Raw genomic sequence first — 26,928 nt, 5'->3', positions numbered from 1 at the left:
GGGGGTGCGGGACCGATGAGTGCAACGCTGCAGCCCGGCACGGGTGAGATCCGGGCCGCCGCCTACCTGCGGTCGACCCCGGACACGGTCCTGTGGGGCCGCCTCCCGTGCGAGGCGGACACCCCGGTGCTCCGCGTCGAGGCAGGCACCGAGGTCACCATCGACACGGTCAGCCACGAGGGCCTGCTCGACGACCAGGGCAGCGACCCGCTGGCGTTCTTCGGGCGCCACGGCGTCGCACCCGACGACGTGCTCACCGACGCGGTCGAGATCGTCGCCGCCCTGACGCGGTCCGGGCACGACGGGCCGCACGTGGTGACCGGGCCGATCCACGTCGCGGGCGCGCTGCCGGGCGACCTGCTGGCGATCACCGTCCTGGAGACGACCCCGCGCGTCCCCTACGGCGTGATCTCGAACCGGCACGGGCGCGGCGCGCTGCCGGGTGAGCTGCCGCGGGGGCCGGAGAACGTGAGCGTGTTCACGACGGTCAGGGACGGCCGCGTCGGCTGCCTTCCCGCGGTCGAGGGTGGGGAGCGGGTCATCGAGTTCCCGCTGGCGCCCTTCCTCGGGATCATGGGCGTCGCGGTCGCCGGGCACGATCGCCCGCACTCGGTGCCACCCGGCACGCACGGCGGGAACATCGACATCAACCTGCTCCAGGTGGGCAGCACGCTGTACCTGCCGGTGCAGGTCCCGGGTGCGCTGGCGTACGTGGGCGACCCGCACTACGCGCAGGGCGACGGCGAGGTCGCGCTGACCGCGCTGGAGGCGTCCCTGCGGGTCACGCTCCGGTTCGACGTGATCCCCGCGGTCGAGGCGCTCGCCCGGTTCGGGCCGTTCGAGGGGCCGCTCGTCGAGACGCCCGAGTACCTGGTGCCGACAGGCATGGATCCCGACCTGGACGAAGCCGTCCGCAGGTGCGTCCGCGCCGCGCTGGCCCTGCTGCAGGCACGGTGGGGTCTCGACGAGCATCTGGCGTACGCGTACCTGTCCGCCGCGACCGACATCGACATCTCACAGGTGGTCGACCGGGTCTGCGGGGCGCACGCGCGCATCCGCAAGGCCGACCTGGCGGCGATCGAGCGATGATCCCGAGCGACCTCCAGGACGCGTTCGACGCCTACGAGCGCGCGCTGGCGACCGACGACGTCGCGGCCCTCGACGACGCGTTCGCTCCCGGCGAGGGCACGCTGCGCGGCGACAGCGACGGCCTCCTCGTCGGGCACGACGCGATCAGCGCCTTCCGCAGCACGCGTGGCGGCATCGCGCCACGGGTGCTGGACCGGGTCGAGTCCCGCCGCCTGGCCGACGACTGCTGGCTGATCGTCGCGACGTCCCGCTACGAGGGCGGCGGCACCGGGCTGCAGACGCAGGTGTGGCAGCTGGCCGACGGGCGGTGGCGCATCACGGCCGCGCACGTCACCGGCCGCACGCCGAGCTTCGACCGGTCCGTCTGGCGGACGGTCGGGGACCCGCTGTACCAGGGGGCGTTCGAGGGACCGCTCGCCGGGCTGCGGGTCGCGGTCAAGGACCTGTTCGCCGTCCGCGGCTACCGGATCGGCGCCGGCAACCCGACGTGGCTGCGGGGTGCCGCCCGTGAGCGCGAGCACGCCCCGGCGGTGCTCGACCTGCTCAAGGCGGGTGCGTCGGTGCGCGGCCTGGCCCGCACCGACGAGCTCGCGTACTCGATCGCGGGCGCGAACCCGCACTACGGCACGCCCGCCAACGGCGCCGTCCCGGGGGCGCTGCCGGGCGGCTCGTCCAGCGGTCCGGCGACCGCGGTCGCGACCGGTCAGGCGGACGTGGGGCTGGCCAGCGACACGGCGGGCTCGATCCGCGTCCCCGCGAGCTACCAGGGTCTGTGGGGGCTGCGGACGACGCACGGGCTGGTGCCGCGGCAGGGCATGGTGCCGCTGGCGCCGTCGTTCGACACGGTCGGCTGGCTGACCCGCGACGGCACGACGATGGACGCGGTGGTCACGTGGTGCCTCGAGGACGACGCCCCGCCGCTGCCCGCGCGCCGGGTGGTCCCCGTCGAGGTGCTCCAGCTGGTCGAGCCCGCGACGCGCGAGGCCTTCCAGGCCTGGGCGGGTGGGACGCTCGAGGAGGTCGAGGTCGGGCCGCTCGACGAGTGGTTCGAGGCCTTCCACGTCGTGCAGGCCGCGGAGGCGTGGCGGGCGCACGGCGCCTGGGTCACCGCGCACCCCGACGCGGTCGGACCCGGCGTGCGCGAGCGGTTCGCGCTGGCGAGCGGGGTGACCCCGGCGGACGAGGCATCCGCCCGGTCGACCGTCGAGCGGCTCGCGGACGTGATCCGCGCGCTCGTCGACGACGCCGTCCTCGTCCTGCCCACGACACCCGGCCCCGCTCCGGTGCGGACCGCGAGCGCCGCCGAGCTCGACCAGGTCCGTGCTGCCACGCTGCGCACGACGGCGCTCGCCGGCATCGGCGGGCTGCCCGCCCTGTCCGTCCCCGCGCTGCGCGTGGGACCCGCTCCCGTCGGGGTCTGCCTCGTCGGGGCGCGCGGCACCGATCTGTCCCTGGTCCGGCACGCCCTCGGAGGCCTCAGATGACCCACCCGGTGAACCCGCCGCCCCGCCTGCTCATGGGCCCGGGCCCGGTCAACGCGGACCCCCGGGTCCTCCGGGCGCTGTCGACGCCGCTCGTCGGCCAGTACGACCCGGTGATGACCGGCTACATGAACGAGACCATGGCCCTGTACCGCGAGGTCTTCGCCACGACCAACGAGGCGACGCTGCTGGTCGACGGCACGTCGCGCGCCGGGATCGAGGCGGCCCTGGTGTCCCTCGTCCGTCCCGGCGAGCGCGTCCTGGTCCCGGTGTTCGGGCGGTTCGGGCACCTGCTGGCGGAGATCGCGCTGCGCGCGCAGGCCGAGGTGCACACCATCGAGGTGCCGTGGGGGCAGGTCTTCCCGGCGTCCGTCGTCGAGGAGGCGATCGTGCGCGTCCGCCCGCACGTGCTCGCGACGGTGCAGGGCGACACGTCGACGACCATGCTCCAGCCTCTCGAGGAGCTCGGTGCGCTCTGCGAGAAGCACGGCGTGCTGTTCTACACCGACGCGACCGCGTCGCTGGGCGGCAACCCGTTCGAGATGGACGCGTGGGGTCTGGACGCCGCCACGGCCGGGCTGCAGAAGTGCCTGTCGGGCCCGTCGGGGAGCGCGCCGATCAGCCTGTCCGACAAGGCGGTCGAGGTGATCCGCGGGCGTCGCCGCATCGAGGCCGGGATCCGCGAGGAGTCCGACGAGGACGTCGGCGAGCCCGTGCACTCCAACTACTTCGACCTCGGCATGATCCTCGACTACTGGGGACCGCGGCGGCTCAACCACCACACCGAGGCGACGAGCATGCTGTACGCGGCGCGGGAGTGTGCGCGGATCATCGTCGACGAGGGCCGGCAGGCCGTCATCGACCGGCACGAGCGGGCCGGTCGCGCGATGCTCGCCGGGGTCCGTGGTCTGGGGCTGGGGGTGTTCGGGGACGTGGCGCACAAGATGAACAACGTGGTCGCGGTCGAGATCCCCGACGGCGTGGACGGCGACGCGGTGCGCGGGGCGCTGCTGCAGGACTTCGGCATCGAGATCGGCACGTCGTTCGGACCGTTGCACGGCCGCGTGTGGCGGATCGGCACGATGGGCGCCAACGCACGGCTCGACACCGTGCTGACCACCCTCGCCGCCCTCGAGCAGGTGCTGCGGCGGGCCGGTGCGCGGGTGCCCCACGGTGGAGGCGTCGACGCCGCCTACGCGGAGGCCTGATGCTCGACGCCCGCACCGCCGCCCGGCGCATCATGGCGCGCTGCGACGAGCTCGCGGCGTACACCTCGATGTCCGGCGGCATCGAGCGCGTCTATTTGTCCCCCGAGCACGCGCGCGTGAACCGGGTGGCGGCCCGGTGGATGCGGGAGGTCGGGCTGGACACGTGGCAGGACGCGGCCGGCAACCAGTGCGGGCACCTGGCCGGGCGGGACCCGGACGCCCCGTCGCTGCTGCTCGGGTCGCACCTGGACACCGTGCGCGACGCGGGGAGGTACGACGGGATCCTCGGCGTCCTCATGGCGATCGAGGTGGTCCGTGCGCTGCGGCCCGTGTCCGGCACCCTGCGGTTCGGGCTCGACGTCGTCGCCTTCTGGGACGAGGAGGGCGCCCGGTTCGGCACGGCGCTGCTCGGGTCGTCCGCGATGGCCGGCCGCTGGGACGAGGCGTGGTGGGACCTGACCGACGAGCACGGCACCACCCTGCGCACCGCGTTCACGGAGTTCGGCCTGGACCCGGGCCGGGTCCAGACGGCCGCGCGGTCGCGGGAGTCGCTGGCGGGCTACCTGGAGGCGCACATCGAGCAGGGCCCGGAGCTCGACGACGGCGGCGCCCCGCTGGGCGTCGTGACCTCGATCGCGAGCGCACGCCGGTTCGCGGTGCAGATCGACGGGGAGGCCCGGCACGCCGGCGGCGCCCGCTACGAGAAGCGGCACGACGCCCTGCTCGGCGCCAGCGAGGTCGCGCTCGCCGTCGAGCGGCTGTGCCGCGCCGAGCACCACATCGTCGGCACCGTCGGGCGGCTGGAGACGTTCCCCGGCGCGGTCAACGTCGTGCCCGGCGAGGCGCGGCTGACGGTGGACCTGCGCGGCGAGCACGACGACGACCGCGACCGCGTCTGGGGAGCCATCACGCGCGAGCTCGACGAGATCGCCGGCCGGCGCGGGCTCACGTGGTCCGCCCGGGAGCTGCACGAGGCCCCTGCCGTCCGGTGCGACACCCTCCTGCAGGACGTCGTGCGCGCCGGGATCGAGCACACCGGCCGTCGGCACGTCCCCGCCCTGTTCAGCCGCGCGGGGCACGACGCCATGGCGATGGGGGCGGTGACGGGCGTCGGCATGCTGTTCCTGCGCAACCCCGACGGGATCAGCCACCACCCCGACGAGGCCGTCAGCCTGGCCGACGTCGAGACGGGCCTGACCGCGCTGGTCGCGACCGTCGAGCACCTGGCCCGCGAGGCCGGCTGAGAAGATCGTCCCCGTGGAACCTCCCGACTTCGACACCGTCCCCGACATCCGGCTGATCGCCGTGGACATGGACGGGTCCCTGCTGGACGACGAGAAGCGGATCCACGACGACTTCTGGCCGCTGCTGGACGAGCTGTCCGCCCGCGGGATCCTGCTGTGCCCGGCGAGCGGCCGGCAGTACGCCACGCTGCGCCGCCAGTTCGCCCGCGACGAGCTGGTCTACATCGCGGAGAACGGGTCTTACGTCGTCCAGCACGACGAGGAGATCAGCGCGGACGGCCTGTCCCCGACGACGGCCCGGGCCGCCGTCGAGGTGGTGCGCTCGGCGACCCACCTGGACCTCGGCACGGTCGTGTGCGGCAAGCGCTCGGCCTACGTCGAACGGTCCGACGACGCCTTCCTCGACCAGGCCACGCCGTACTACGCCAGGCTCGAGGTGGTCGACGACCTGCTCGCGGTCGACGACGACGTGCTCAAGGTCGCGGTCTACGACTTCGGCTCGGCGGCCGCGGGCGCCGGCCCCCTGCTGCAGCAGCTCGACCCCCTGGTGTCGGGCAAGCACTGGGTCGACGTGATGAGCCCGACCGCCGACAAGGGTCATGCCCTGCGCGCGGTCCAGGAGCGCCTCGGCATCACCCCGGAGCAGACGATGGCGTTCGGCGACTACTTCAACGACGTGGGCATGCTCGACGCGGCGTACTACTCGTTCGCGATGGACAACGCGCACCCCGACGTCCGGGCGCACGCGCGCTTCGTCGCCCCCTCGAACAACGCGAACGGCGTGGTCCGCACGATCCGCTCGGTCCTCGGGCTCGTGTGATGGTCGCCGGCCTGCTGCTCACCCCCGGGTTCGGCGGGAGTCGCGACGCGGCGCCGCTCGTCGCCGTCGAGAAGGCCGTCGCACCGCTGCCCGTGCTGCGCGTCGACCTGCCGAAGACTGCCGGACCGGCGATCGCGGAGGTCCGCGCGCAGGCCGAGGCGTTCGCGTCGTCACTGGGCGTCGGCACCGGGTCCCTGGTCCTCGGCGGCCGCTCGTTCGGCGGTCGCATGTGCTCGATGGCCGTCGCGCAGGGTCTGCCCGCGGCCGGGCTCGTCCTGCTCTCCTACCCGCTGCACCCGCCGGGCCGCCTCGACACGCTCCGCATCGCGCACCTGCCGGAGATCCGCGTCCCGGTCCTCGCCGTCTCGGGCTCCACCGACCCGTTCGGCTCCCCGGACGAGCTGACCCACCACCTGTCCGCGGTCCCCGGCCCGGTGACCACCGTCTTCCTGCCCGGCCCGCACCTCCCGACCAGCGCGACCGCCGTGGCCGACGCCGTCCGCACCTGGCTCGCGACGCTGGGCTAGAGCTTGTTCGACCGGGCGTGGGGTCGTGCGCTGTTCGCGTTGCGCGCCGACGCGGGCACGACGCCGCGCTGCCCGAGGACGCGGACGACGAAGGACGCACCGACCATCGCAGCCCCCGCGTACACCGCGAGCGCCGCCAGCTGCTCGACCAAGGCGAGGACGGTGTACCCGGCAGCGACCACCGTGACCAGCGGCCCGAGCACGAAGCCGGCGACGAGCCGAGCACCGAGCGCGACGGCGACGCCGGTCCAGAAGAGGCGGCGGGCGGTCCAGAGCGGTGGCACGTCTCAGGCCCCTTCGACAGCGACGATGCTGGCGACACAGTAACGATGAGATGAGGGCACGACCTCAACTCGAACGCGGACCGGGCCGATGGAGCGGCATGGCGAACTCCGTCGACGTGCTCTACCGGTACGCGCGTCCGTCGCAGGGCCGCATCTCCGACGGAGCGACGTCTGTCGAGCTGACAACCACCGACACGACGGTGTTTCTCGACGCCCACGCTGAACGATCCGACGTCGTCGCCGCCGGCCTGCTCGCCGTCGGCCACCTTCCGGGTACCCGGTTCTACGTCCCGCCCGGATCCTTCCAGAGACTGCAGGCATCGGACCCGATCGTGACCGCCGATCCGGACGCCCTACGGTTCGAGAGTCTCTCGGCGTGCTGCGGCGTCACCGCTCGGCTCGACGTGCTGCCGAGCGGGTTGGACATCAGCCGTGCACGACACGGCACGACCAACGTCGACATCAACCCGGCGCTCCGCCGCCTGCTGGCGCAGGTCCGGAAGGGGGACCCGATGCGGCTGTCGGTCGCGGACGAGGGCCTCGACGTCCGCACGCTCGACGGGCATGCGCACGAGCGCAAGGTGAGCCTGCCCCAACGCTGGGTCCGCTCGCTCGCCGAGCTCCAGGTCCTGCTCGCACAACTCAGCCTCGTCGCAGAGGTGGACACGATGGGTCTGCGTGCCTTCGTCCGCTCGCTCCCCCGGAGCACCCCGGCGCAGGCGGTGTTCTGGGTGCAGCCGCTCAGGAGCGGCCTCCGTCTCGGGTCCAGTCCGGCGCCGGGCTCGGTCGCGGTCGGAGGACCGGAGCGGATCCGCGTGCTCGAGAGCGTTCTGCGGCACGCCACCGGTCTGCGGGTGTACGGCCAGGTCGGCGACGCGGCGGCGACGAGCTGCTGGGTTGTCGACCTTCCCCATTCCCGCCTGTCTGTGTCGCTCAGCCCGCAGACCACGCGCGGCTTCTCCGGCGAGGGAGCCTTGCTCGAGGATCTCGTCGACGCCAACCCGGACGCGCTCGAGGCCGCACACGGCCGCCGCGGCTTCGACGTGGCCGAGCAACGCTACTTCGACCGCGTCCTGCCCTTCGGACGAGACGTGCTCAGCGAGCACCCTCGCTTGGCCCGCGCCCAGCGCCTGGTGCTCGACGGCGCGGTGGTCGCGGACGGAGCCGACCACTCAGTACGCACCTCGGGTGGGCGGCACCTGGTACGGCGCGGCGCCGACGGCGCCGAGCGATGCACGTGCACCTGGTACGCGAAGCACGGCTCGGGGCGCGGACCGTGCGCCCACGTGCTCGCAGTCCGCCTCGCGGACCGTCGCACCGATGGCTGACACCGAGAGCCGTCTGGGCGACGACGACCAGCTCCTCGCGGCCCTCACGGAGAAGCAGCGATCGTTGGTTCGCAGGATGGAGCGTCTGCAGGCAATGGCGCGTGCCGACGCCGAGACGATCTCGAGAGCGATCATCGCCGCGGACCAAGCCGCCGTCGTCGAGGCCGTGGCACCACTCCCCGCGGGCCGCCGCAGCGACGTCGGGAGCGCCCTTTACACGGTGGTCCCCAGCACCGGGCTCGACAGCGAGCAGACCGCCGCGTTCGCCATAGCCCGACTCGGGACGGCGACGGAGGCGTGGGACATGGCGTCCTCGCTCGCCAGTCTTCTCGCCGTGCCGGCGACCGAGGCGCCCCCCGCCGTCCTCGACCTGTTCCGCGCCCGCGGACGCCGGTGGACGGACAGCGTCGTTCGGGGGCTGTTCCGGCCCGACTGGTACCGCGGCGAGGTCTGGCGGGCGGTCGCCGCTCTGGTGCAGGCCGACCTCGCAGACGAGCCGGACAGCCCGGCCTGGGCCACGTGGTCGCTGCACGCGTACCCGTGGGAGGACCTGCCCGGCCGCGTGCGGTCGGACCCGCAGCTGGCCAGGTCGCTGCGGCACGCCTTCGATGTCCCCGGTGCCGGGCTCGTGCTCAGCGTGTGCGCGTCGACGCAACGCCCCGAATCGTTGGTCGAGGCGCTCACGGGCGGCACAGACGAGGGTCGCGCGGACGTGCTGGACGCGCTGATCGGCACACTCGGCAACCCGTTCACGGAGAACGACCTACGTGGGTGGAAGGAGTTCGCCGGCTGGCTCGCGCCCACGGACGACGAGCTGGCCGGGCACGCGGCTTCCGTGGTCGCCCTCCTCGCCGCTCCGTCACGAGTCAGCGTCGGCTGGGCACAGGCCGCCCTCGCACGGGACGGAGTGCGCTGCGACGCCGAATCGCTCGTCGACGTGAGCGACGCGGTCCTGGCTCGTCCGGACAAGGGTCTGGTCCGCGCGCAGCTCCGCCTGCTCCAACGCCGATACGCAGAAGGCGACCTCGCTGCCGACTCCCTCGTCCGCGTCCTCGCGCAGGGTCTTGACCCGGACCGTCCCGACCTGGCGCGCGCGACTGCGGCGGTCCTGAGGGAAGCGTTGCCCGCAGCTGGGCCGGAGGCACGACGCGACGTCGTGGCGGTGATCGATGCGCGCTTCAGCGGCACCGGAGACGCACTGCGTACCGAGCTCGGCCTTCCGGCGGGAGCCAGTGCTGCCGTCGCCGAGCCGATCGCACCACCCACTCCGGTCGACCTGCCGCGCGCGGGTGCCGTCGAGTCCGTCCGCGACGTCGATGAGCTGGTCGACCTGCTCGCGCGGATCCCGGTCGGGGACTCGGCCCCGGAGGACCTCGAACGTGCCCTCGACGGTCTCGTCAGGTTTCGGCCAGAGGACGCGCGGACGCTCACCGCGCTCACGCACACGTTCCATCCCGACCAGCCCACGCTGACCGCGCCCGACTGGACGATGGCGGCGTCCTTCGTCGACCTGGTGCGGGCCTGGCTCGGCGTACCGGTCGGCGCCGCCGTCGACGGCGTCCGGCGCAGGGGAGGATCCATCGATCGACCCGAGGATGCACCTCCGGGGGCGGCCGTCGCCCCTGAGCCCTGGGCCTCGGGCACACTGACGTGGCGCGAACCGTCGTGGGTTCCGCCCATGCTTACCTACCGACGCATGGTGGAGCTGCGGGCGGTCGTCGGCAGCGGTGCCCTGTTGCTCAGTACCCCGACGTCCAGCGATGGGAGCATCGACGGCGAGGCCCTGGTCCGGCGGCTGGCTCAGGCGCCCGAATCAGGTGCGAGGTGGGCGCCACACGACGTCGGCACCGCCCTGCTTCGGCTGGAGCCTTCGACCCGTGCGGAGCTCGAGGCCGTCGGTGCGCTCAGTCTGCACGAGCTCGTCAGCGCCTCTACAGCTGACGCGCTCCGGACGCTCGGCGTCGAGGATCGCTGGGTCCGCGAGACGATGGACCGCCCGTTCACGCACTACGCCCCGGCCGGACGAGTGACGGGCTGGTTCGTCCCCGGGTCGGCACGGGGGGCACCGGACGACCCCGTGCTCGGCTGGCTGGACACGTCGACCGTACGGACCGGCTGGCACGACCACTTCAGTGTCGTCGACTGGCACGACGCGCGCTGGGGGGCCGGTCCGCGGCACTGGGCCACCGTCCTCGTGCACGACCCGGACCTGCTCGGAGCTCACCTGCTTCCGCTGCTCTCGATGTACGCGGACAGGCCGCGGGCCGACCTGCTGCCCGTCCTTCGTGCGCTCGGGTCGTCCCGCGCCCCGCTCCACGGCCCGGCATCGGCGGCCCTGGTCCGCCTGGCCGCGTTCCGGGACGTCACCGTGCGGACCGGGGCCGCAGAAGCGTTAGCCGGTGCCGCACGATCGGGCCGCCTGGATGCCGACGTCCTCGGGGAGGAGTTGCTCGCGCTGCTGGTCCCGGACGCCGACGGCGTCGCCGACGACCTGCCGCCCAAGCTCAACCGCCTCGTCGAGACCCTGACCGACGCCGCGCGCATCGACGACCACGCGGAAGCCGCGGTCCTCGGTGCACTCCGTGTCCTCATGACGGGTGCTCACCGGCTGCGCGGCTCTGCCGACGCGGTCGAGCTGACAGCGCAGCTGGCCGAGCGCCGTGGGATCGGCGTGGAGCTGCCGGAAGGGTTGGCGGCCGTTGCTGCCAGTCGCTCGTCGAGTCACCTCGCCGTCGCCGCCCGCCGCCTCGCGGCGACCGTCAGGTGAGGTGTCCGCGGCGAACCGCCGCAGCGATGGCCTGGATCGTCGCCACGACGCCGGGCCCCGCGTGACGACTTCGTTCCCCTGGGCGGAACGAAGTCCACACGCAAGCCCGCTCGCGCGCCCTACGCTCCGGGCGTGAGCAACCGGCGCCGCGTCGCGTGGATCGTGGGCTGCGTCCTGCTAGCCCTGGTCGCCGCCCCCGTCCTTTGGGTGCAGGGTGTGGGTCAGAGCGAGGTCCGTGGCGCCGCCGACGTCCCGACCACGCCGGTCGCCCTCGTCCTCGGGGCCGGGCTGAAGCCGGACGGCGCCCCGTCGGTCTACCTGACCCGCCGGCTCGAGGCCGCACGCGACCTGTACGCGCGGGGCGTCGTCGACGTCCTGCTGGTCAGCGGCGACAACGGCACGGCCCAGCACGACGAGCCGACCGCGATGCTCGACTGGCTCGTCGACCACGGCGTCCCCGCCGACAAGGTCGTCCGCGACCACGCCGGCTTCGACACCCACGACTCCTGCGTCCGGGCGCACGACGTATTCGGGGTCCGCGACGCGGTGGTCGTGACGCAGGACTACCACGTGCGCCGCGCGCTGTTCTCATGCACCGCGGCGGGGATCTCCGTGACCGGTGTCGGGGTGTCGTCGGAGTCGGTCCGGCCCATCCAGGCGTTCGTCTGGCGCGCTCGCGAGCTGCCGGCGTCCTGGCGTGCGGCGTGGGACGCGCTCACGGGCCGCTCCCCGGTCTACGCAGGCCCGCCTGAGACGACGCTCCAGGAGGCGCTCGCCGGCTGAGCGCGGGGAGCTGTCAGCGATCCTCGGCCGCCGCCGCGATCGCCTGGATCGTCGCCACGACGCCGGGCACCCGCAGGAGGTCCGGGGTGGTCACGGCATGCACGGCGCGCGCCGACGTGCCTGACGCGCGACGCAGGACGACGCCGGGCTGCCGCTGCGCGGTCGGCCGGACCAGTTCGGGCAGCAGCGCGACGCCGAGACCGGCCGCGACCAGCCCGAGGACGGCGACGTAGTCGTCGGTCGCGTACGCGATCGACGGCGCGAACCCGCACGCGGCGCCCGCGGTGAGCAGGTGGCCGCGGCAGCGCGGGCAGCCGGCGATCCACGGCTCGTCCGCCAGGTCGGCGAGGTCGAGCTCGTCCCGGTCGGCGGCGGGGTGGTCCGCGGCAAGGGCGACCATCGTCGGGTCGTCGAGAAGATGCCGGGTGACCAGTCCGGCCAGGTCGTCCTCGCCGCGCCCCAGGTCGACGCCCGGGTAGGCGAACGCCAGGGCGACGTCGGCGGTACCCGCCCGCAGCGCGTGCAGCGACTCGGGCGGCTCGGCCTCGTCGAGCGTGACGGTCAGCCCAGGGTGCCGACGCCGCAGGTCCGCGAGCGCCCCGGGCAGGATCGTGGCGCTCGCCGAGGGGAACGCGACGACCCGCACGCGACCGGCCCGCAGGCCCGCGAGCGCAGAGACCTCCGCGTCGGCCGCCCGCAGCGCGGCGCCGACCGTGGAGCCGTGCCGGGCGAGCACCTCCCCCGCCTCGGTCAGGCGGATCGAGCGGCCGGACCGGTCGAGCAGCGCGGTGCCCAGCCGGCGCTCCAGGCGGCGGACGTGCTGGCTGACCGCGGGCTGGCTGTACCCGAGCAGCGCGGCGGCACCGGTGATCGTCCCGGCGTCGGCGATGGCCCGCAGCATCCGCAACGACGCGACCTCGAGCCCCACGACACCCCCGACGTCCGAGGATGTGGCTGCTGCCGGGGCGACCACGTGCTCGGACGCAGCGACAGCGTCAGCCGGACCGCCCGAGGACATGGCTGCCGTGGCGGCCACATGCTCGGACGTCGGGGGGTGGCTCGACCGGTGCGTCACCGCACCAGTATCACTCGCCGTGATGGCTTGATATGGATTCCCGTCGTTGTGTGATGGGCGTCCGCCGGGCGACCATCGAACGCATGACCTCCGTCGACACCTTGCGCGCCGCGTTCCGACACGTCCCCGGCTACCTGGACGCAGCGACGTGTGGCCTCCCGGCGCGCGCGACGGTGGACGCGATGCGCGACGCGCTCGACACCTGGCAGGCCGGCAAGGCCGACCTGGGCATCTACGACGAGGCCGTCGCGGCCTCCCGGGCGGCGTACGCCCAGCTCGTCGGCGTCGACGCGTCGTGGGTCGCCGTCGGCTCGCAGGCGTCCGCGCTGGTCGGCCTGGTCGCGGCGAGCGTGCCGGACGGCGCCGAGGTCGTGACGATCGACGGCGACTTCGCGTCGGTCGTGTTCCCGTTCCTGGCGCACGCTGACCGGGGCGTGACCGTCCGGACCGTGTCGCTGGAGTCGCTGGCCGAGGAGATCCGCCCGTCCACGGACGTCGTCGCGTTCTCGCTGGTGCAGTCGGTCGACGGGCGCGTGGCCGATCTCGACGCCGTCCGGACCGCTGCCGCCGCCGCGGGCGCCCTCACCGTCTGCGACGTCACGCAGGCCGCGGGCTGGCTCCCGGTGGACGCGACCCTGGTCGACGTGACCGTCTGCGCGTCCTACAAGTGGCTGTCCGCCCCGCGCGGGACCGCGTTCCTCACCGTCCGGCCCGAGCTGCTCGACCGGCTGCGCCCGACGAGCGCCGGCTGGTACGCGGGCGAGGAGATCTGGTCGTCCGTGTACGGGCCGGAGATGGCGCTGGCCCGGGACGCGCGGCGCTTCGACGTGTCCCCCGCCTGGCTGTGCTGGGTGGGGGCCGTCCCGGCGCTGGAGCTCTTCGCGGACGCCGAGCGCGAGGCCGTCCACCGGTACACCGTCGGCCTGGCCGACGCGTTCCGTGCGGGCGTCGGACTGCCGCCGGGCGGCAGCGCGATCGTCCGGCTGCCCGACGACGCGGCCGGCTCGCGGCGGGCCCTGCTCGCGACACAGGGCACCCGCGCTGCGGGCCGTGGCGGCGGCGTCCGCCTCGCGTTCCACGTCTGGAACGACATCGCCGACGTCGAGCGCGCGGTGGCCACCCTGACCCTTTCCTGAGGGGAACCTGAGGGGTCGTTCGGGGGTCTCCCTGATATCCCTGTGCCTGGCGACGGCGGAATCCTAGGCTCGTTCGCAGCACCGACACCGGCCCCTCGACGATGTATCTCCCGTCGCACAGGCCGCACCTTCCTGTCGTCGTCGACACCCCTACATGAGGAACACACCCATGTCTCAGGTCGCCGGGTGGATCACCCACCGCTACCTCAAGTTCGCCGTGATCGTCTTCTGGCTCGTCGTGGTCGCGCTCCTCGGACCGCTCGCGGGCAAGCTCACCGGTGCGCAGGACAACGAGGCGAAGTCCTGGCTCCCCGCCGACGCCGAGTCGACGGAGGTGCTCGACGTCGCCACCGGCTTCGTCTCCGCCGACACGATCCCTGCGGTCATCGTGTACGAGCGCACCTCGGGCCTCACCGCCGACGACCTGGAGGCCGTCGCGGCGGACGCCCAGGAGTTCGGCACGCTCGACACCCTCGACGGTGAGGTGATCGGTCCGATCCCGTCGGAGGACGGGCAGGCCGCCCAGATCATCGTCCCGCTCAACCTCGGGGCGGAGGGCTGGAACCTCGCGGCCGACGCGGTCGACGACCTGCGCGCCACCGCCGAGGACGGCGCCGGGGACCTCGACGTCTACGTGACCGGTCCGGCCGGGAGCGCCGCGGACTCGTCGGCCGCGTTCGAGGGCATCGACGGCACCCTGCTCTACGCGGCCGTCGCGGTCGTCATCGTCATCCTGCTCATCACGTACCGCAGCCCCGTGCTGTGGATCCTGCCGGTCCTGTCGGCGGGTGTCGCGCTCACGGTCTCGCAGGCCCTCATCTACCTGCTCGCCGACAACTACGACCTGACTGTCAACGCGCAGAGCGCCGGCATCCTCACGGTCCTCGTGTTCGGCGCGGGCACGGACTACGCCCTCCTGCTCGTGGCGCGCTACCGCGAGGAGCTGCGCAAGCACGGCGACCGGCACGAGGCGATGGCCCTCGCCCTGCACCGCGCCAGCCCGGCGATCATCGCCTCGGGCGCCACCGTGGCCATCGGCATGCTGTGCCTGCTGTTCGCGACCATGAACTCCACAGCGGGCCTCGGCCCGGTCGCGGCGGTCGGCGTCGGCGTCGCGGTGCTCGTCATGCTGACCCTGCTGCCGGCCCTGCTGGTGACGTGCGGCCGGTGGATCTTCTGGCCGCGCACCCCGAAGCTCGGCGACGACGAGCCGTCCGAGCACGGCTTCTGGGCCCGTGTCGGTGGCCGCATCGAGCGCCGCCCGCGCACGACCTGGATCGCGACGTCCGCGATCCTCGCGGTGGCGTGCCTGGGCGTCGTCGTCCTCAACCCGACCGGCCTGACCACGGAGGAGTCGTTCCGCGGCGAGCAGCCGTCCATCGTCGGCGAGAAGGTGCTCGCCGCGCACTTCCCCGGCGGGGCGGGCTCACCGGTCGTCGTCATCGCGAACGCCGACCAGGCCACGGACGTGGCCGCGGTCTTCGCGCAGGTCGAGGGCATCGACCCGGCGAGCATCTCGGAGCCGGTCGTGCACGACGACCTCGCGTACCTCGAGGGCACGCTCACGTCGGCTCCTGACAGCGACGACGCCTACGACACGGTCGACCGGGTGCGGGACGCGGTGCACGCCGTGCCCGACGCGGACGCCCTGGTGGGCGGCGCGACGGCGGTCAACCTCGACGTGCAACGGGCCTCCGCGGCGGACAACTGGCTGATCATCCCGATCATCCTGCTCGTGGTGTTCCTCATCCTCGTGGTCCTGCTCCGGTCGATCCTGGCCCCGCTGGTCCTCATGGGGACGGTCGTGCTCTCGTTCGGGGCCGCGATCGGCGTCAGCGCGCTCGTGTTCCGGTACGTCTTCGGCTACGCCGGGGCGGACACGTCGTTCCCGCTGTTCGTCTTCGTGTTCCTGGTCGCGCTGGGGATCGACTACAACATCTTCCTCATGACGCGGGTCCGGGAGGAGGCGATCCGGCTCGGTCACCGCCGCGGCTCACTGGTCGGGCTCGCGGCGACGGGCGGGGTGATCACGTCGGCCGGGCTGGTGCTCGCGGGCACGTTCGCGGTGCTCGGCACGCTGCCCCTGGTGGCGTTCGCGGAGATCGGGTTCGCGGTGGCGTTCGGCGTGCTGCTGGACACGCTGGTGGTCCGGTCCGTGCTGGTCACGGCGCTGAACCTCGACATCGGCAAGGCGATGTGGTGGCCCAGCGCGCTGAGCCGGCAGGCCGACCCGGAGCCCGCGCACGAGAAGGTCGCGCTGCCCGTCGCCTGATCACGCACGCGAGATGCCCGGATCGTCCCCGATCCGGGCATCTCGCGCTAGCGTCGGCTCAGGGCCCCCACGGGGGCGAGCGCCGAGGCCAGGAGCTGACGTGACGGAGACCGCTGCCCCCCAGTCCACCGAGACGGCGCCCACCCGCTGGTGGGCCCTCGACCCGGAGGCCGCGACAGCGGAGCTCTCCACCGATCCGACGGCGGGCCTGTCCGCCGCCGAGGTCGCCTCCCGGCGGGAGCGGTACGGCTCCAACACCCTGACCGCGCAGGCGCCACCGTCCGTGTGGTCGGTCGTCTTCCAGCAGCTGCGCGACCCGATGAACATCATGCTGATCGCCGTCGCGGCGGTCAGCGCGGCCATCGGGCAGGGGTCGACGGCCCTCATCGTCGGGTTCCTGGTGGTGATCAACGTCGTCATCGGGGCCCGCCAGGAGATGCTCGCGCGCAAGAGCGTCGACGCCCTGGCCACGATGCAGGAGCCGCAGTCCCGCGTGCGGCGGGACGGCGCGCTGGTGCAGATCCCCGCCCACGACCTGGTGCCCGGCGACATCGTCGAGCTCGAGGCCGGTGACATCGTGCCCGCCGACGGCCGGCTGCTGCGGACCGCCACGATGGAGACCCAGGAAGCGGCGCTGACCGGGGAGAGCACCCCGATCGGCAAGGACGTGCTCACGCTCGCCGACGAGGACGTCCCGCTCGGCGACCGCGCCAACATGGCGTTCCAGAACACGTCCGTCACCCGCGGCACGGGGACGATGCTCGTCACCGCGACGGGCATGACCACGCAGATCGGCACCATCGCCACGCTCCTGTCGTCGGTGGAGAAGACGAAGTCGCCGCTGCAGCGCGAGCTCGACAAGCTCACCAAGGTCCTCGGCGTCATCGCGTGGAGCGCGGTCGCGGTCATCGTGGTGATCGGCATCGTGCGCGGCCAGTCCCCGAGCGACCTGCTGTTCCTCGCGACGGCGGTGGCCATCTCCGCCATCCCGACCGGCCTGCCGACGTTCGTGCAGGCCATGCTCGCGTACGGGGCCCGGCAGCTCGCCGACGCGAAGGCGGTCGTCGCCAACCTCAACGACGTCGAGACGCTCGGGGCGACCAGCTCGATCAACTCCGACAAGACCGGCACGCTGACCCTCAACGAGATGACGGTCGTCGCCCTCTACACGGTGGGGCAGCACTTCACGGTCGAGGGCAACGGGTACGCCAAGACCGGCAAGATCCTGCAGACGGCCGGCGCGGAGGTGCCCGACCTGACGCCGCTCGCGTACGGGCTCTGCCTGGCGAGCGACGCGACGGTCTCCGACGACGGCGCCGTCATCGGCGACCCGACCGAGGCCGCGCTCGTGGTGCTCGCCGCCAAGCTCGGCATCGACGCCGAGGAGAGCCGCCGGACGTACCCCCGCGTCGCAGAGGTCCCGTTCGACTCGGCGTACAAGTTCATGGCGACCGCCCACTGGCTCCCCTGGCGTGGCGACCGGTCGCTGGTCGAGGTGGTCAAGGGCGGGCCGGACGTGGTCCTGCAGCGCTGTACGCACGCCCTGGCCGGTCCAGGCGAGGTGGTCCCGCTGGAGACCATGCGCCCGGACATCGAGGCGGAGATGGACCGCCTCGCCGAGCAGGGCCTGCGCACGCTCGCCTTCGCGACGCGGTTCCTCACGCCCGCCGACGAGACGGCCCTGGTCGCCGACCCGATGTCCTACGTCGAGCAGCTCGTGTTCGTGGGCCTGGTCGGCATCGTCGACCCGCTGCGGCCCACGGCGAAGGTCGCCGTCGAGATCGCCCTGAAGGCCGGCATCGAGGTCCGCATGATCACGGGCGACCACGCGGTGACCGCCAGCGCGATCGGCCGGCAGCTGGGCCTCGGCCCGGGCGCGATCAGCGGACCCGAGCTCGCGGCCCTCACCGACGAGGAGCTGCTGGAGCGGCTGCCGAACCTGCACGTGTTCGGCCGCGTCACCCCCGAGGACAAGCTCCGGCTCGTCCAGCTCATGCAGAAGCAGGGCCTCGTGGTCGCCATGACCGGTGACGCCGTCAACGACGCCGCCGCGATCAAGCAGGCCGACATCGGCGTCGCGATGGGCTCCGGCAGCGAGGTCACCAAGCAGGCCGCGCGGCTGGTCCTGACCGACGACAACTTCAGCACCCTGGTGCACGCCGTCGAGCTGGGCCGCAGCATCTACCAGAAGATCACGGCGTACATCCGGTTCCAGATGAGCCAGCTCATCGGCCTCGTCGTGCTGTTCCTGGCGGCCAGCGTCTTCGACATCGCCGACGGGGTCGCGATGACCCCGATGATGGTGCTCTTCCTCAACTTCTTCGTCTGCGTGTTCCCGGTGATCGCGATCATGCTCGACCCGGTCGGCCCCGGGATCATGGACCGAGCGCCCCGGGACCCGAGGCTCGGCATCAGCAACGGCGCCGCGGTGCGCCGCTGGATCCTCTACGGCGCCGTCCTGTGCATCGCCTCAGCCGTCCCGCTGGTCGCCGGTCCGGACACCCCGGCCGCCGACCGCGCCACCGCGTCGATGACCATGGCGTTCGTCGTCATGGGGCTCGGCTCGGTCCTGTCCGGGCTGGTCCTGCGGCGCGAGCCGGAGTCGGGCCTCGCCGCCCCGGTGCTGACCGCCGTCAAGGTGCTCTCGGTCCCCGTCATCCTCGTCGTGCTGGCCACCGAGCTGGGCTTCCTGCAGAGGTGGCTCACCACGCAGCCGCTGTCCGGTCCGCAGTGGCTGGCCTGCCTGGGCCTCGCGCTGCTGCTGCCGATCGTCGCGGAGGTCGACAAGGTGCTCCAGCGGCGCCGGGCGGCCACGGCGCTCGTGCTGCACCCGCAGGAGGCGGTGAGCCCGGCGCGCGCCCGCCGCTAGTCAGTCGAGCAGCGGCGGGGGTGCCTGGAGGTCGTACGCGCGGAACAGGACCGCGTGCTCGACCCCCATCGCACGCCCCTGCATGCCGGCGATCATCGGGAGCATGTCCTTCGGCGCCGGGTGTCCCGGCAGCCCGGCGAGGTACTCGGCGTGCGCGTCGAGGGACGCGATCCCGGCCTGCAGGGCGTCGCGGTCGACCGCCACGCCGTGCGTCGCCCGCGGGTCCCCGCTGACCAGGAGCCAGCGGACCTGCCAGGGCTCCAGGCCGTCGTCGAGGAGCTCGGTGAACACCCATCGGTTCCCGGCGTCGCGCACCGCGTCGAGCGTGGCCAGCCCGGCGACGCGGTGGTCGGCCATGTTCAGCCCGGCGACGAATTCGATCTCCCACGACCCGGTGAGCACCACGTCGGGCCGGAGCTCCCGGATGCGCCGCGCGATGTCCCGCCGCAGCGGCAGCCCGTACTCGAGCACGCCGTCGGGATGCTCCAGGAACGTCACGTCGCTGACCCCGACCGCCGCCGATCCCGTGACCTGCTCGCGGGTGCGGACCTCCCGGGTGCGGTCCGGCGGGGTCGCGTCCATGCCGGCCTCTCCCCGGGTGAGCACCAGGTAGGAGACCTCGACCCCGCGCGCGGTCCACATCGCGACCGCCGACGAGGTGCCGTACTCGACGTCGTCGGGGTGCGCGACGACGCACAGCACGCGACGGAACTCGGAGTCCGGCAGGGCCGGCAGCAGCTCGGGCATGCCGGTGACGCTACGCGCGGTCCAGCTCCGCACGGAAGGCGTCGAGCGCGGCCGACGAGAAGAGCACGAACCGCACCAGCGCGACGCCCTCCGGTCCCGAGCCCGGGGCCGTCGTCCCCTCCTGCCACGCCCGGACGGTCCCGACGGCGACGCGGGCGACGTCGTCGACGGCCCAGCCGTACACGCCGGCGCTGACGGCGGGGAACGCGACGCTCGACGCGCTCAGCCCCACGGCGAGCTCGAGCGGCCGCGCGAAGCACGACGCCAGCAGCACGGGGTCGGTCTGCCCCCGGTGCCGGTTCGGGCCGACGGTGTGGACCACCCACCGGGCGGGCAGGCGGAAGCCGGGGGTCGCGACGGCGTCGCCCACGGACAGCCCGTCCGGCAGCGTGGTCCGGCGCAGCTCCCGGCACGCGGCGAGCAGCTCGGGACCGGCGGCGGCGTGGATCGCGCCGTCGACTCCCCCGCCGCCGAGCAGGGACGAGTTCGCGGCGTTGACGACGACGTCGACGCCCTGCGTCGTGATGTCGCCGAGCACCGCCTCGATCAGCATCCCGCCATCATCCCCGTCGCCCGACGACATGGGTAAGGCCCCTCGGACGCTTACTCCGAGGGGCCTTCACCGGTTCTCAGGGTACAAGAGGCCCCCCGCCGGACGGGTGAACGACGCGCCCGTCGTCCACATCTTTCGTCCACACCCCTGTGTCTACCGGCCGTTCACGCGGGCGAACCTGTGGACAAGGGTGTGGGTAGAGCGGTGGACAAAGAAAGCTCCGAGAAGCCCTTGCGGCCCCCTGCCGAAGAGGGTTAGAAATCTCACATCGAGATCGACAGATCGAGAACCGCAGGCGAAGGATCCCTCCCGGGGAGACTGAAACCGCAGGTCAGGTGGCCTCTTCGGAGATCACGTGGACCGGGTCGAGGACCACTCGGACAGGGCCGGGACCTCGACGCACGGGACCCTTCGGGGACTCGAGCCGGCGGCGCAGAACGCCCTTCGGGGAGGTGGCGCCGGTGGGGACAGGCTGTGGATGTCGGACCGACCGGAGAACGGACGACCACATCGCCGTGGCAACACGACGACCCGCGGATGACGACGCGGGGGCCGTCAAGGACCGGAAGGTCGTTCGCAGTCGTCCCGCCCGTGGCGGGTCGTCGGTGCCGGAGCCCCTCGGGGTGAACCGCGTCGGCGACGAACCGGGTGCCGGGACGTAGCCGCACCGTCAGCGCGGCGTCGGTGACCGGTCCGCCGGTCACGGAAGACCTGCGAGCACGGAAGGGCCCCTCGGACGCTTACTCCGAGGGGCCCTCTCCGTCTGTCCGGACCCTCCCGGTTCACGGTGGTCGGTGCTGAATCCTTTCGGGTGGTTTGCCCCCGACCTTCTCGTGGCTCAGGGCTCCTCCTGGTTCGGTATGTTCCGTCGGGCCCGCGGAGCACCGATCGCGCGGGCGTGCATCTGTGCTGCCGCGCGGTCGCGGCCGGGGAGGGAGTGCCGTGGTGGCGATGGTGACGGAGCCCGCCGAGGAGGAGCGTCGGGCGACGGCCGGCAGGTGGGTGCTCCGCGGAGTCGGCGTCCTGGCCGTCTGGACGGCGTGGACGTTCCTGGTGGGCGCCACGCTCCTCCTGACCGGGAACGGGGGGACCACCGCGAGCACGGCGGTCGCGATCGCGCTCATGCTGGTGGCGCTCGTCCCGACCTGGTTCCTGCTGCGCGCAGCGCCCTCCCGCTGGTGGCTCATGGCCCTCGCGACCACGGTCCTGTTCGCGGTCGGCTTCACCCTGGGCGGGCTGGGAGGTCCCAGCCTCGCGCGCATGACCAGCGTCGGCGCGTCGCTGCCCGTGGCCACCGGCGCCCAGCTGCTGACCGTGTCCAGCGTCGAGAACACGCTCTGCCTCCAGGAGTGCTCCCAGGTGTCGTACCTGTACGCGGTCGTCGACTCCGGCACCGCGCGGGCCGACGTCGGGACCGAGCTCGTGGCCCGCGGCTGGGAGGCGCTCGGCGACGGTGCGTACTGCCGGGACCAGTTCGGCGTCCGCCTGACCGACGCCGCGGACCCCACGATCGTCGACCCGCCGGCGCCGCCGCCCGGCATGGAGGTGCTGAGCGTCGCGACGAGCCGCTGCGAGCGTGGCTAGGCGTCCGGTACCGACTCCAGCAGGATCGTCACCGGTCCGTCGTTGACCAGCTCGACCGCCATGTCCGCCCCGAACACCCCCGTGGCCACCTCGAGCCCGCGAGCACGCAGGGCGTCGACGACAGCCTCGACGAGCGGCTGCGCGACCGGCCCGGGTGCCGCCGCGTTCCAGGTGGGCCGGCGGCCCTTGCGCGTGTCCGCGTAGAGCGTGAACTGGCTGACGACGAGCACGGGGGCTCCGACGTCCACCGCGCACTGCTCGTCGCGCAGGATGCGCAGCTCGGCGATCTTGCGGGCGACCAGCTCGACCTGGACGGGACCGTCGCCCGGCGTGACGCCGACGAGCGCCACCAGCCCGGGCCGGTCGATCGCGCCGACCACGACGCCGTCGACCGTCACGGACGCGCGCGTGACGCGCTGGACGACGGCCCTCATGCGCCGAACGTCGCGACGACCTCGCCGACGGCCCTCCCGTGGCCCAGCACGGGCGTCAGGGCGACGGCCTCGACGAGCGCGCGGTCGACGCCCGCCACGGTGAGCGCGGCCGCGAGCACGGCGGGCCGGGGACGGGACGACCCGTCGACGATCTTCAGCGCGACCGCACCGCCGTCGGGCAGCCCGGCCGCGTAGACGCCGTCGGCCCCGTCCTTGGCGACGAGGCCGGGGACCGCCTCCATGAACCGCGTGGCGTCCCGACCGGTGCCGGCGACGTGCCACGGGTGCGCGGACATCGCTCGACCTGTGCGCCGCGGGAGCCCGTCGCCGCACGCGAGCCCCGCGAACGAGCGGGCGAGCCCCCGCAGCGTCGTGGAGAACAGCGGTGCGCCGCAGCCGTCGACCGTCACCAGCTCGACGGGTACGCCGGTGAGCTCACCGACCACCGCCCGCGTCGCGACCTGCAGCGGGTGCTCCGGCTCGAGGTAGTCCTGTGTGGGCCAGCCTGCGGCCACGCACGTCGCGAGCATCCCCGCGTGCTTCCCGGAGCAGTTCTGGGTGAGCGGCTCGGTGCCGTGCCCGTCGGCACGCCACCGCCACGCGGAGTCGGGGTCCAGGGGCCAGTCGGGGGTGTTCCGCAGGTCGTCGGCACCCAGTCCCGCGGACGCGAGGATGCCGCGGACGACGTCGAGGTGCGCCGGCTCCGCGTTGTGGCTGGCGCACACCAGGGCGAGCTCGGCACCGTCGACGTCGAGCCCCGCGCGCAGCATCGCGACCGCCTGCAACGGTTTGAGGGACGACCGCGCCCACATCGTCGCGTCGGGGTCACCCAGGGCGAACCGCTGCGACCCGTCGGGTGCCAGCACCACGACGTGGCCGGTGTGCACAGACTCCACCAGTCCCCCGCGCAGCACCCGCGCGAGCGGGACCGCGGCGGCTCCGATGTCGGTCACGCTCACCAGCCGCCGGAGGGGCCGGACGGACCGCGCGGACCGCGCCGGCCGGAGTACGGCGTCACGGCCGGCTTCACGTCGACCAGGTACACGATCGCGCCGACCGCCGCGAGCAGCGCGAGGAACGACGGGAGGTGCGGCACCCCGGGGATCGGGATCACGCTGAAGGACACCGCCGTGGCGACGCCGACGATCGCTCCCCAGAACCCCTTCGTCCGCTTCCCGGCCTGCGGGAACGCGCTCGACGGCCGCCGGAGCAGGTCGATGAGCGCCCACAGGCTCAGCCCGAAGATGGCGATGTAGAAGACGAAGAAGATGACGACCTGCAGGCTCGCGATCACGGGGCGAGCCTACGAGACATCACGGGACGACGAGCAGGCCTTCGGCGCGCGCCGCAGCCGCGAGGTGCTCGTCCCACGCGGCGACGACGAGGTCGGGCGACCGCAGCTCCAGGGCCGAGGCGAGGTGCAGGGCGTCCGCGGCGCGCAACGGGTGGCGGCCGACGAGCGCGGCGGCCGACGCCGTCACGACGTCCCGCAGCTCCAGCACGTGCAGCCCGGGCCACAGCCGCTCCCACGCCGTGAGCGCCTGCGCCGCCGCCTCGTCGTCGAGCCGGCCCGCGCGCCGGCCCCCGGCGAGCACCGCACGCACCTCGGCATCGGCCAGCCGGGACGTGACCACGAGGTCGGCGCCGTCCCACAGCGCCGCGACCAGCGCGGAACCGGGCTCGGCGACGCACAGCTTCACCAGCGCGCTGGTGTCGAGGTAGACGACCGCCATCTCAGCGCCGCAGCCGACGGACCAGGTCCGAGACCCCGCCCTTGGCCGCCGGGGCGCCGCGCTCCGTGGACGACCGCGCCGGTGGGCGCGGTGCCGGGGCGGGCGTCAGGAGCCCGTCCCGCTCGAGCCGCGTCAGCAGGTCCGCCGCCGCGATGCCGCTGAGCCGCGCCACGGGGATCCCGCGCTCGGTGATGACCACGTCCTCCCCGGCGCGTGCGGCCTCGATCCACTGCCTGAGCTCTGCGCGCAACGCGCTGACCGAGACGTCCACGCAGCGACCGTACCGAACCCGCCCCCCGGGCGGGGGAGGTTGCGGGCCGGTCGGCCGTCCGGTCACCGTCCCGGCTCGACCCGGCGGGTCAGATCTCGGGCAGAGAGTCGCGCGCGGCCTGCGGGGCGACGCCGGCCGCCTCCAGCAGGTCCACCACGAGCGACCGGTGCAGCAGGACCAGGCTCTGCACCTGCCAGTCGCTCGCGGCCAGCCGGAACGGGTCGAGCGCCCCGGCGACGGCCAGCAGCAGGGTCCGCGCACGCTCGGGGTCACGGCCGGCACCCAGCGCCGCTGCGAGCTCGTCGGCCGCGTTCGCGGTGGCCTCGACCTGCGCCGCGACCGTCGCCATGTCGTGGGTGTGCGCGTCGACTGCCGAGAGGCAGCGCCGTGCGAGCACGCGGGCGTTGCGCATGGCACGGTCGATGAGGACCGCGTCGGCGGCGAGCCCGGCCAGCTCCTCGCGGTACTTGCGGATGGTCGGGGACACCCGGGCCAGCTCGCCGGCGTTCGTCGCCGTCTCGGACCACTCGTCGAGGGCCGGCTGCGACGCCCGCCCCCGCACCAGCGCGTCCTCGACGTCCGCCGTCGACCCCTCCCGCAGCCCGCGCGCGAGGATGCGCAGCACCCCCGCCAGGTCCTCCACGGCGGCACGCGCGAGCGTCCGGGGGTACCGACGCGGGTCGCGCGGGGTCAGCAGCGCGACCGCGAGCGCCACGGCACCGCCGATCGCCGCGTCGACCCACCGCCCGACCGGCCCCCCGGTCGCGGAGATCGCGGGCAGGCCCACGATGACCAGCGCCTGCACACCCGCCTGCGTCGTGAGCATCTGCCCGCGGTCGATGAACCGCGCGATGATCGCCGCCAGGAACAGGACCACGGCCACCTGCCAGGCGCCGTTGCCGATGAGGTGCACCAGCAGGTCCCCGAGCGCGACCCCGATCGCCACGCCCACGGCCAGCTCGGCGACCCGCCGGACCGACCGGTCCGTCGTGAACCCGAGCGCGATCCACGCGCTGACCGGGGCGAAGAACGGGTACGGGTGCCCGACCGCGTACCTGGCGATGGCGAACGCGATCCCCGCCGCGACGGACGCCTGCAGGATCGGGAACCACGCGGCGCGCACCCGGGCCCAGCCCTGGCGGAGCCTGACCTCGGCGACGACGCGCGCGCGCGAGTCCGGACCCGTCACAGCATCGGGTGCTGCCCCAGGCCGCGGGTCAGGGGCCCGCGCGCGGCGGGCCGGTCCACGGACACGCCGTCGCCGGGCACGATCTGCTCCTGGCCGGCCGCGACGGACCCCGCCTCGGAGTCCACGACGAGCTCGCCGTCCGCCGGCACCGACCGCTTGACCACGGCGAGCGCGACCGGGCCGAGCTCGTGGTGGCGCGCGACCGTGGTGACCTGCCCGACCACCCGGCCGGGCTCCTGGGAGTCGGCGCTCCTGACGACGTCGTGCACCGCCGCACCGGGCTCGGGCAGGAGGTGCCCGGAGCCGTCGAGGTGCAGCATCACCAGGCGGCGCGGCGGCCGGCCGAGGTTGTGCACGCGGGCGACGGACTCCTGCCCGCGGTAGCAGCCCTTGGTCAGGTGGACCGCGGTGCGCAGCCAGTCGAGCTCGTGCGGGATGGTCCGGTGGTCGGCCTCGTGGGACGCGCGCGGACGCCACGCCTCGACGCGTGCGGCCTCGCTGGCCCAGGTGCCGACCAGCGGCCAGCCGGCGGCCTCCCGTGCGCGCACCTCCTCGACCAGCCGGTCCCGCGGGACCAGCACGAGCCGCCAGTCGCGGTCGGCGCCGGGGTGCTCGTCGTCGGCCGGCCCGTACCGGGTGCCGCCGGGCGCCGTGGTGGGCCACGGGTCGCGCCAGGTGATCGGCTCGTCGGGCGCGCCCTCCGCGTCGACGGGCTCGCCGATGGCGGCCCAGTCGTCGGTCGCGTCGACGATCTCGACGCGCAGCATGAACTTCATGCGGTTCAGCCACGCGGCCAGCCCGATGGGCGTCTCGGTGATCAGCCAGGTGGTCTCGCCGTCGTCGACGACACCCGCGGCGTGCTCCACGTGCCCCTGCGGGCTGAGCACCAGCAGCTCCGTCGAGGTCCGCGGCGCCAGCGCCGTCAGCTCCTGCGTGGTGATCGAGTTCAGCCAGGTCAACCGGTCGGGGCCGGTGACGGTGACGACGCCGAGGTGCGACTGGTCGACCACCGCGCCGCCGCGGGACAGGGCGCGCTGCTCGGCGGTCGGGTCGCCGTAGTGCCAGGCGACACCGTCGTCGGGACCCGCGCCACGGACCGCACCGCGGCGTGCCAGCAGCGGGCTGCTGTGCCGCGGGGGCTCCCCGTGGGTGGCCGGGGTCTCGACGGGAACGTCGGTGGTCATCAGGCCTCGTCGTCGGTGAGGGCCCCGACGCGCGCGAGGCGGCCGGAGGCGTAGGACTGCATGGGGTGACCGAACGCGGCGATGTCGTGCGCCCACATGAGCTCGCCGTTGACCAGTCCGTAGAGGCGCTTGCCGGCGCTCACGTCGGCCCCGGAGGCGGTGCGCACGATGGCGTCGCTCACCAGGTCGATGCGACCCTTGCCGACGGCCCCGATGTACACGGCGACGTGTCCGGACGGGTCCGCGACCAGGAGCTCGACGGCGTGCTGGTCCTCGGTGAGGCCCCAGTCGGCGGGACGTTCCGGCGGGACCCGCCAGTAGCCCGACTCGGTCTGCCAGACGGGGGCGGG

The 26,928-nt window shown here is 73.8% G+C and carries 25 protein-coding genes; 13 read left to right on the top strand and 12 right to left on the bottom strand.

Annotated elements, in window-relative coordinates:
- The first annotated feature begins 15 nt into the window (after positions 1 to 15).
- Genes CTE05_RS06790 through CTE05_RS06765 form a run of 6 tightly spaced genes read left to right on the top strand, consistent with a single transcriptional unit; the run spans position 16 to position 6,369 of the window.
- Complete coding sequence (locus CTE05_RS06790) at positions 16 to 1,089, top strand: acetamidase/formamidase family protein (RefSeq protein WP_146845363.1); 1,074 nt, start codon at positions 16 to 18, stop codon at positions 1,087 to 1,089.
- Entirely contained in the window at positions 1,086 to 2,573 is a 1,488-nt protein-coding gene (locus CTE05_RS06785; protein ID WP_146845362.1) for an AtzH-like domain-containing protein, read from the top strand. Before CTE05_RS06790 ends, CTE05_RS06785 begins: the two co-directional genes overlap by 4 nt.
- A complete protein-coding gene (locus tag CTE05_RS06780; protein WP_146845361.1) occupies positions 2,570 to 3,778 on the top strand; it encodes a pyridoxal-phosphate-dependent aminotransferase family protein in 1,209 nt (402 codons plus the stop codon). Before CTE05_RS06785 ends, CTE05_RS06780 begins: the two co-directional genes overlap by 4 nt.
- Positions 3,778 to 5,022: an allantoate amidohydrolase gene (locus tag CTE05_RS06775; RefSeq protein ID WP_146845360.1), complete on the top strand. Its 1,245-nt coding sequence runs from the start codon at positions 3,778 to 3,780 to the stop codon at positions 5,020 to 5,022. The genes CTE05_RS06780 and CTE05_RS06775 overlap by 1 nt, the downstream gene beginning before the upstream one ends.
- Positions 5,023 to 5,035: 13 nt before the next feature.
- Entirely contained in the window at positions 5,036 to 5,842 is an 807-nt protein-coding gene (locus tag CTE05_RS06770; protein WP_281286158.1) for a Cof-type HAD-IIB family hydrolase, read from the top strand.
- On the top strand, positions 5,842 to 6,369 hold the full coding sequence (locus CTE05_RS06765; protein ID WP_146845359.1) for an alpha/beta hydrolase family protein: 528 nt from the start codon (positions 5,842 to 5,844) through the stop codon (positions 6,367 to 6,369). Before CTE05_RS06770 ends, CTE05_RS06765 begins: the two co-directional genes overlap by 1 nt.
- Here the strand turns inward: CTE05_RS06765 and CTE05_RS06760 are convergent.
- On the bottom strand, positions 6,366 to 6,653 hold the full coding sequence (locus CTE05_RS06760) for a hypothetical protein (protein ID WP_146845358.1): 288 nt from the start codon (positions 6,651 to 6,653) through the stop codon (positions 6,366 to 6,368). The two genes, CTE05_RS06765 and CTE05_RS06760, sit on opposite strands and share 4 nt — an antisense overlap.
- 98 nt (positions 6,654 to 6,751) lie before the next feature.
- Between CTE05_RS06760 and CTE05_RS06755 the strand changes: the two genes are divergently transcribed.
- The 3 genes from CTE05_RS06755 to CTE05_RS06745 all read left to right on the top strand — a co-directional run bounded on the left by CTE05_RS06755 (position 6,752) and on the right by CTE05_RS06745 (position 11,531).
- On the top strand, positions 6,752 to 7,981 hold the full coding sequence (locus tag CTE05_RS06755) for an SWIM zinc finger family protein (protein WP_146845357.1): 1,230 nt from the start codon (positions 6,752 to 6,754) through the stop codon (positions 7,979 to 7,981).
- Positions 7,974 to 10,748: a hypothetical protein gene (locus CTE05_RS06750; protein WP_146845356.1), complete on the top strand. Its 2,775-nt coding sequence runs from the start codon at positions 7,974 to 7,976 to the stop codon at positions 10,746 to 10,748. Before CTE05_RS06755 ends, CTE05_RS06750 begins: the two co-directional genes overlap by 8 nt.
- A 132-nt stretch (positions 10,749 to 10,880) precedes the next feature.
- Entirely contained in the window at positions 10,881 to 11,531 is a 651-nt protein-coding gene (locus tag CTE05_RS06745; protein ID WP_246123379.1) for a SanA/YdcF family protein, read from the top strand.
- A 13-nt stretch (positions 11,532 to 11,544) separates the two neighbouring features.
- Here the strand turns inward: CTE05_RS06745 and CTE05_RS06740 are convergent, their stop codons facing one another.
- Complete coding sequence (locus tag CTE05_RS06740; RefSeq protein WP_307724282.1) at positions 11,545 to 12,459, bottom strand: LysR family transcriptional regulator; 915 nt, start codon at positions 12,457 to 12,459, stop codon at positions 11,545 to 11,547.
- A gap of 230 nt (positions 12,460 to 12,689) precedes the next feature.
- On the opposite strand from CTE05_RS06740, the gene CTE05_RS06735 reads away from it, so the two are divergent.
- The 3 genes from CTE05_RS06735 (at position 12,690) to CTE05_RS06725 (ending at position 18,883) form a co-directional block, all read left to right on the top strand.
- The gene (locus CTE05_RS06735; RefSeq protein ID WP_146845354.1) at positions 12,690 to 13,742 is read left to right on the top strand and encodes an aminotransferase class V-fold PLP-dependent enzyme; all 1,053 of its coding nucleotides are present in this window, start codon (positions 12,690 to 12,692) and stop codon (positions 13,740 to 13,742) included.
- 169 nt (positions 13,743 to 13,911) lie between these two features.
- Positions 13,912 to 16,014 (top strand): MMPL family transporter, encoded by a 2,103-nt coding sequence (locus CTE05_RS06730; RefSeq protein WP_146845353.1) that lies wholly within the window; start codon positions 13,912 to 13,914, stop codon positions 16,012 to 16,014.
- Positions 16,015 to 16,114: 100 nt separating this feature from the next.
- The gene (locus CTE05_RS06725) at positions 16,115 to 18,883 is read left to right on the top strand and encodes a cation-translocating P-type ATPase (RefSeq protein WP_246123373.1); all 2,769 of its coding nucleotides are present in this window, start codon (positions 16,115 to 16,117) and stop codon (positions 18,881 to 18,883) included.
- Here the strand turns inward: CTE05_RS06725 and CTE05_RS06720 are convergent, their stop codons facing one another.
- Positions 18,884 to 19,630, bottom strand: coding sequence for a PIG-L deacetylase family protein (locus CTE05_RS06720; RefSeq protein ID WP_146845351.1), 747 nt, complete (start codon positions 19,628 to 19,630; stop codon positions 18,884 to 18,886). It abuts the gene before it with no gap.
- A 10-nt stretch (positions 19,631 to 19,640) separates the two neighbouring features.
- Positions 19,641 to 20,183 (bottom strand): O-acetyl-ADP-ribose deacetylase, encoded by a 543-nt coding sequence (locus tag CTE05_RS06715; protein WP_146845350.1) that lies wholly within the window; start codon positions 20,181 to 20,183, stop codon positions 19,641 to 19,643.
- 945 nt (positions 20,184 to 21,128) lie between these two features.
- Between CTE05_RS06715 and CTE05_RS06710 the strand changes: the two genes are divergently transcribed.
- Positions 21,129 to 21,767 carry a hypothetical protein gene (locus tag CTE05_RS06710; protein WP_146845349.1) on the top strand — a complete coding sequence of 213 codons (639 nt, stop codon included), beginning with the start codon at positions 21,129 to 21,131 and terminating at the stop codon, positions 21,765 to 21,767.
- Here CTE05_RS06710 and dtd read toward each other — a convergent pair.
- From dtd to CTE05_RS06670, 8 genes are all read right to left on the bottom strand, one after another.
- Positions 21,764 to 22,201, bottom strand: a complete 438-nt coding sequence (dtd, locus tag CTE05_RS06705) for a D-aminoacyl-tRNA deacylase (protein ID WP_146845348.1) — start codon at positions 22,199 to 22,201, stop codon at positions 21,764 to 21,766. The two genes, CTE05_RS06710 and dtd, sit on opposite strands and share 4 nt — an antisense overlap.
- The gene (locus CTE05_RS06700) at positions 22,198 to 23,154 is read right to left on the bottom strand and encodes an asparaginase (RefSeq protein ID WP_146845347.1); all 957 of its coding nucleotides are present in this window, start codon (positions 23,152 to 23,154) and stop codon (positions 22,198 to 22,200) included. Before CTE05_RS06700 ends, dtd begins: the two co-directional genes overlap by 4 nt.
- Positions 23,155 to 23,156: 2 nt before the next feature.
- On the bottom strand, positions 23,157 to 23,495 hold the full coding sequence (locus CTE05_RS06695) for a DUF2516 family protein (protein ID WP_146845346.1): 339 nt from the start codon (positions 23,493 to 23,495) through the stop codon (positions 23,157 to 23,159).
- A 19-nt stretch (positions 23,496 to 23,514) separates the two neighbouring features.
- Positions 23,515 to 23,934 (bottom strand): type II toxin-antitoxin system VapC family toxin, encoded by a 420-nt coding sequence (locus tag CTE05_RS06690; protein ID WP_146845345.1) that lies wholly within the window; start codon positions 23,932 to 23,934, stop codon positions 23,515 to 23,517.
- Between the two features lies 1 nt (position 23,935).
- Positions 23,936 to 24,205, bottom strand: a complete 270-nt coding sequence (locus CTE05_RS06685) for a type II toxin-antitoxin system Phd/YefM family antitoxin (RefSeq protein WP_056593520.1) — start codon at positions 24,203 to 24,205, stop codon at positions 23,936 to 23,938.
- Positions 24,206 to 24,293: 88 nt separating this feature from the next.
- Positions 24,294 to 25,394, bottom strand: coding sequence for an FUSC family protein (locus CTE05_RS06680; RefSeq protein WP_146845344.1), 1,101 nt, complete (start codon positions 25,392 to 25,394; stop codon positions 24,294 to 24,296).
- Positions 25,391 to 26,578 (bottom strand): CAF17-like 4Fe-4S cluster assembly/insertion protein YgfZ, encoded by a 1,188-nt coding sequence (gene ygfZ, locus CTE05_RS06675; protein WP_146845343.1) that lies wholly within the window; start codon positions 26,576 to 26,578, stop codon positions 25,391 to 25,393. The genes CTE05_RS06680 and ygfZ overlap by 4 nt, the downstream gene beginning before the upstream one ends.
- A partial coding sequence (locus tag CTE05_RS06670; protein WP_146845342.1) for a heme-binding beta-barrel domain-containing protein occupies positions 26,578 to 26,928 on the bottom strand: 351 nt, incomplete at its 5' end. The genes ygfZ and CTE05_RS06670, both read right to left, overlap by 1 nt.

Origin of the sequence: Cellulomonas terrae (assembly GCF_007990265.1) — a bacterium.
Classification (GTDB): Bacteria; Actinomycetota; Actinomycetes; order Actinomycetales; family Cellulomonadaceae; genus Cellulomonas; species Cellulomonas terrae.
Note: the sequence above shows the minus strand (reverse complement) of the source record. Positions and strands in the feature narration are given on the sequence as shown.

Excerpts from the sequence above, each read along its gene's own strand:
- CTE05_RS06790 (WP_146845363.1), top strand. The coding sequence starts at position 16 with ATGAGTGCAACGCTGCAGCCCGGCACGGGTGAGATCCGGGCCGCCGCC.
- CTE05_RS06785 (WP_146845362.1), top strand. The coding sequence starts at position 1,086 with ATGATCCCGAGCGACCTCCAGGACGCGTTCGACGCCTACGAGCGCGCG.
- CTE05_RS06780 (WP_146845361.1), top strand. The coding sequence starts at position 2,570 with ATGACCCACCCGGTGAACCCGCCGCCCCGCCTGCTCATGGGCCCGGGC.
- CTE05_RS06775 (WP_146845360.1), top strand. The coding sequence starts at position 3,778 with ATGCTCGACGCCCGCACCGCCGCCCGGCGCATCATGGCGCGCTGCGAC.
- CTE05_RS06765 (WP_146845359.1), top strand. The coding sequence starts at position 5,842 with ATGGTCGCCGGCCTGCTGCTCACCCCCGGGTTCGGCGGGAGTCGCGAC.
- CTE05_RS06755 (WP_146845357.1), top strand. The coding sequence starts at position 6,752 with ATGGCGAACTCCGTCGACGTGCTCTACCGGTACGCGCGTCCGTCGCAG.
- CTE05_RS06750 (WP_146845356.1), top strand. The coding sequence starts at position 7,974 with ATGGCTGACACCGAGAGCCGTCTGGGCGACGACGACCAGCTCCTCGCG.
- CTE05_RS06735 (WP_146845354.1), top strand. The coding sequence starts at position 12,690 with ATGACCTCCGTCGACACCTTGCGCGCCGCGTTCCGACACGTCCCCGGC.
- CTE05_RS06730 (WP_146845353.1), top strand. The coding sequence starts at position 13,912 with ATGTCTCAGGTCGCCGGGTGGATCACCCACCGCTACCTCAAGTTCGCC.
- CTE05_RS06720 (WP_146845351.1), bottom strand. The coding sequence starts at position 19,630 with ATGCCCGAGCTGCTGCCGGCCCTGCCGGACTCCGAGTTCCGTCGCGTG.
- CTE05_RS06715 (WP_146845350.1), bottom strand. The coding sequence starts at position 20,183 with ATGCTGATCGAGGCGGTGCTCGGCGACATCACGACGCAGGGCGTCGAC.
- dtd (WP_146845348.1), bottom strand. The coding sequence starts at position 22,201 with ATGAGGGCCGTCGTCCAGCGCGTCACGCGCGCGTCCGTGACGGTCGAC.
- CTE05_RS06690 (WP_146845345.1), bottom strand. The coding sequence starts at position 23,934 with ATGGCGGTCGTCTACCTCGACACCAGCGCGCTGGTGAAGCTGTGCGTC.
- ygfZ (WP_146845343.1), bottom strand. The coding sequence starts at position 26,578 with ATGACCACCGACGTTCCCGTCGAGACCCCGGCCACCCACGGGGAGCCC.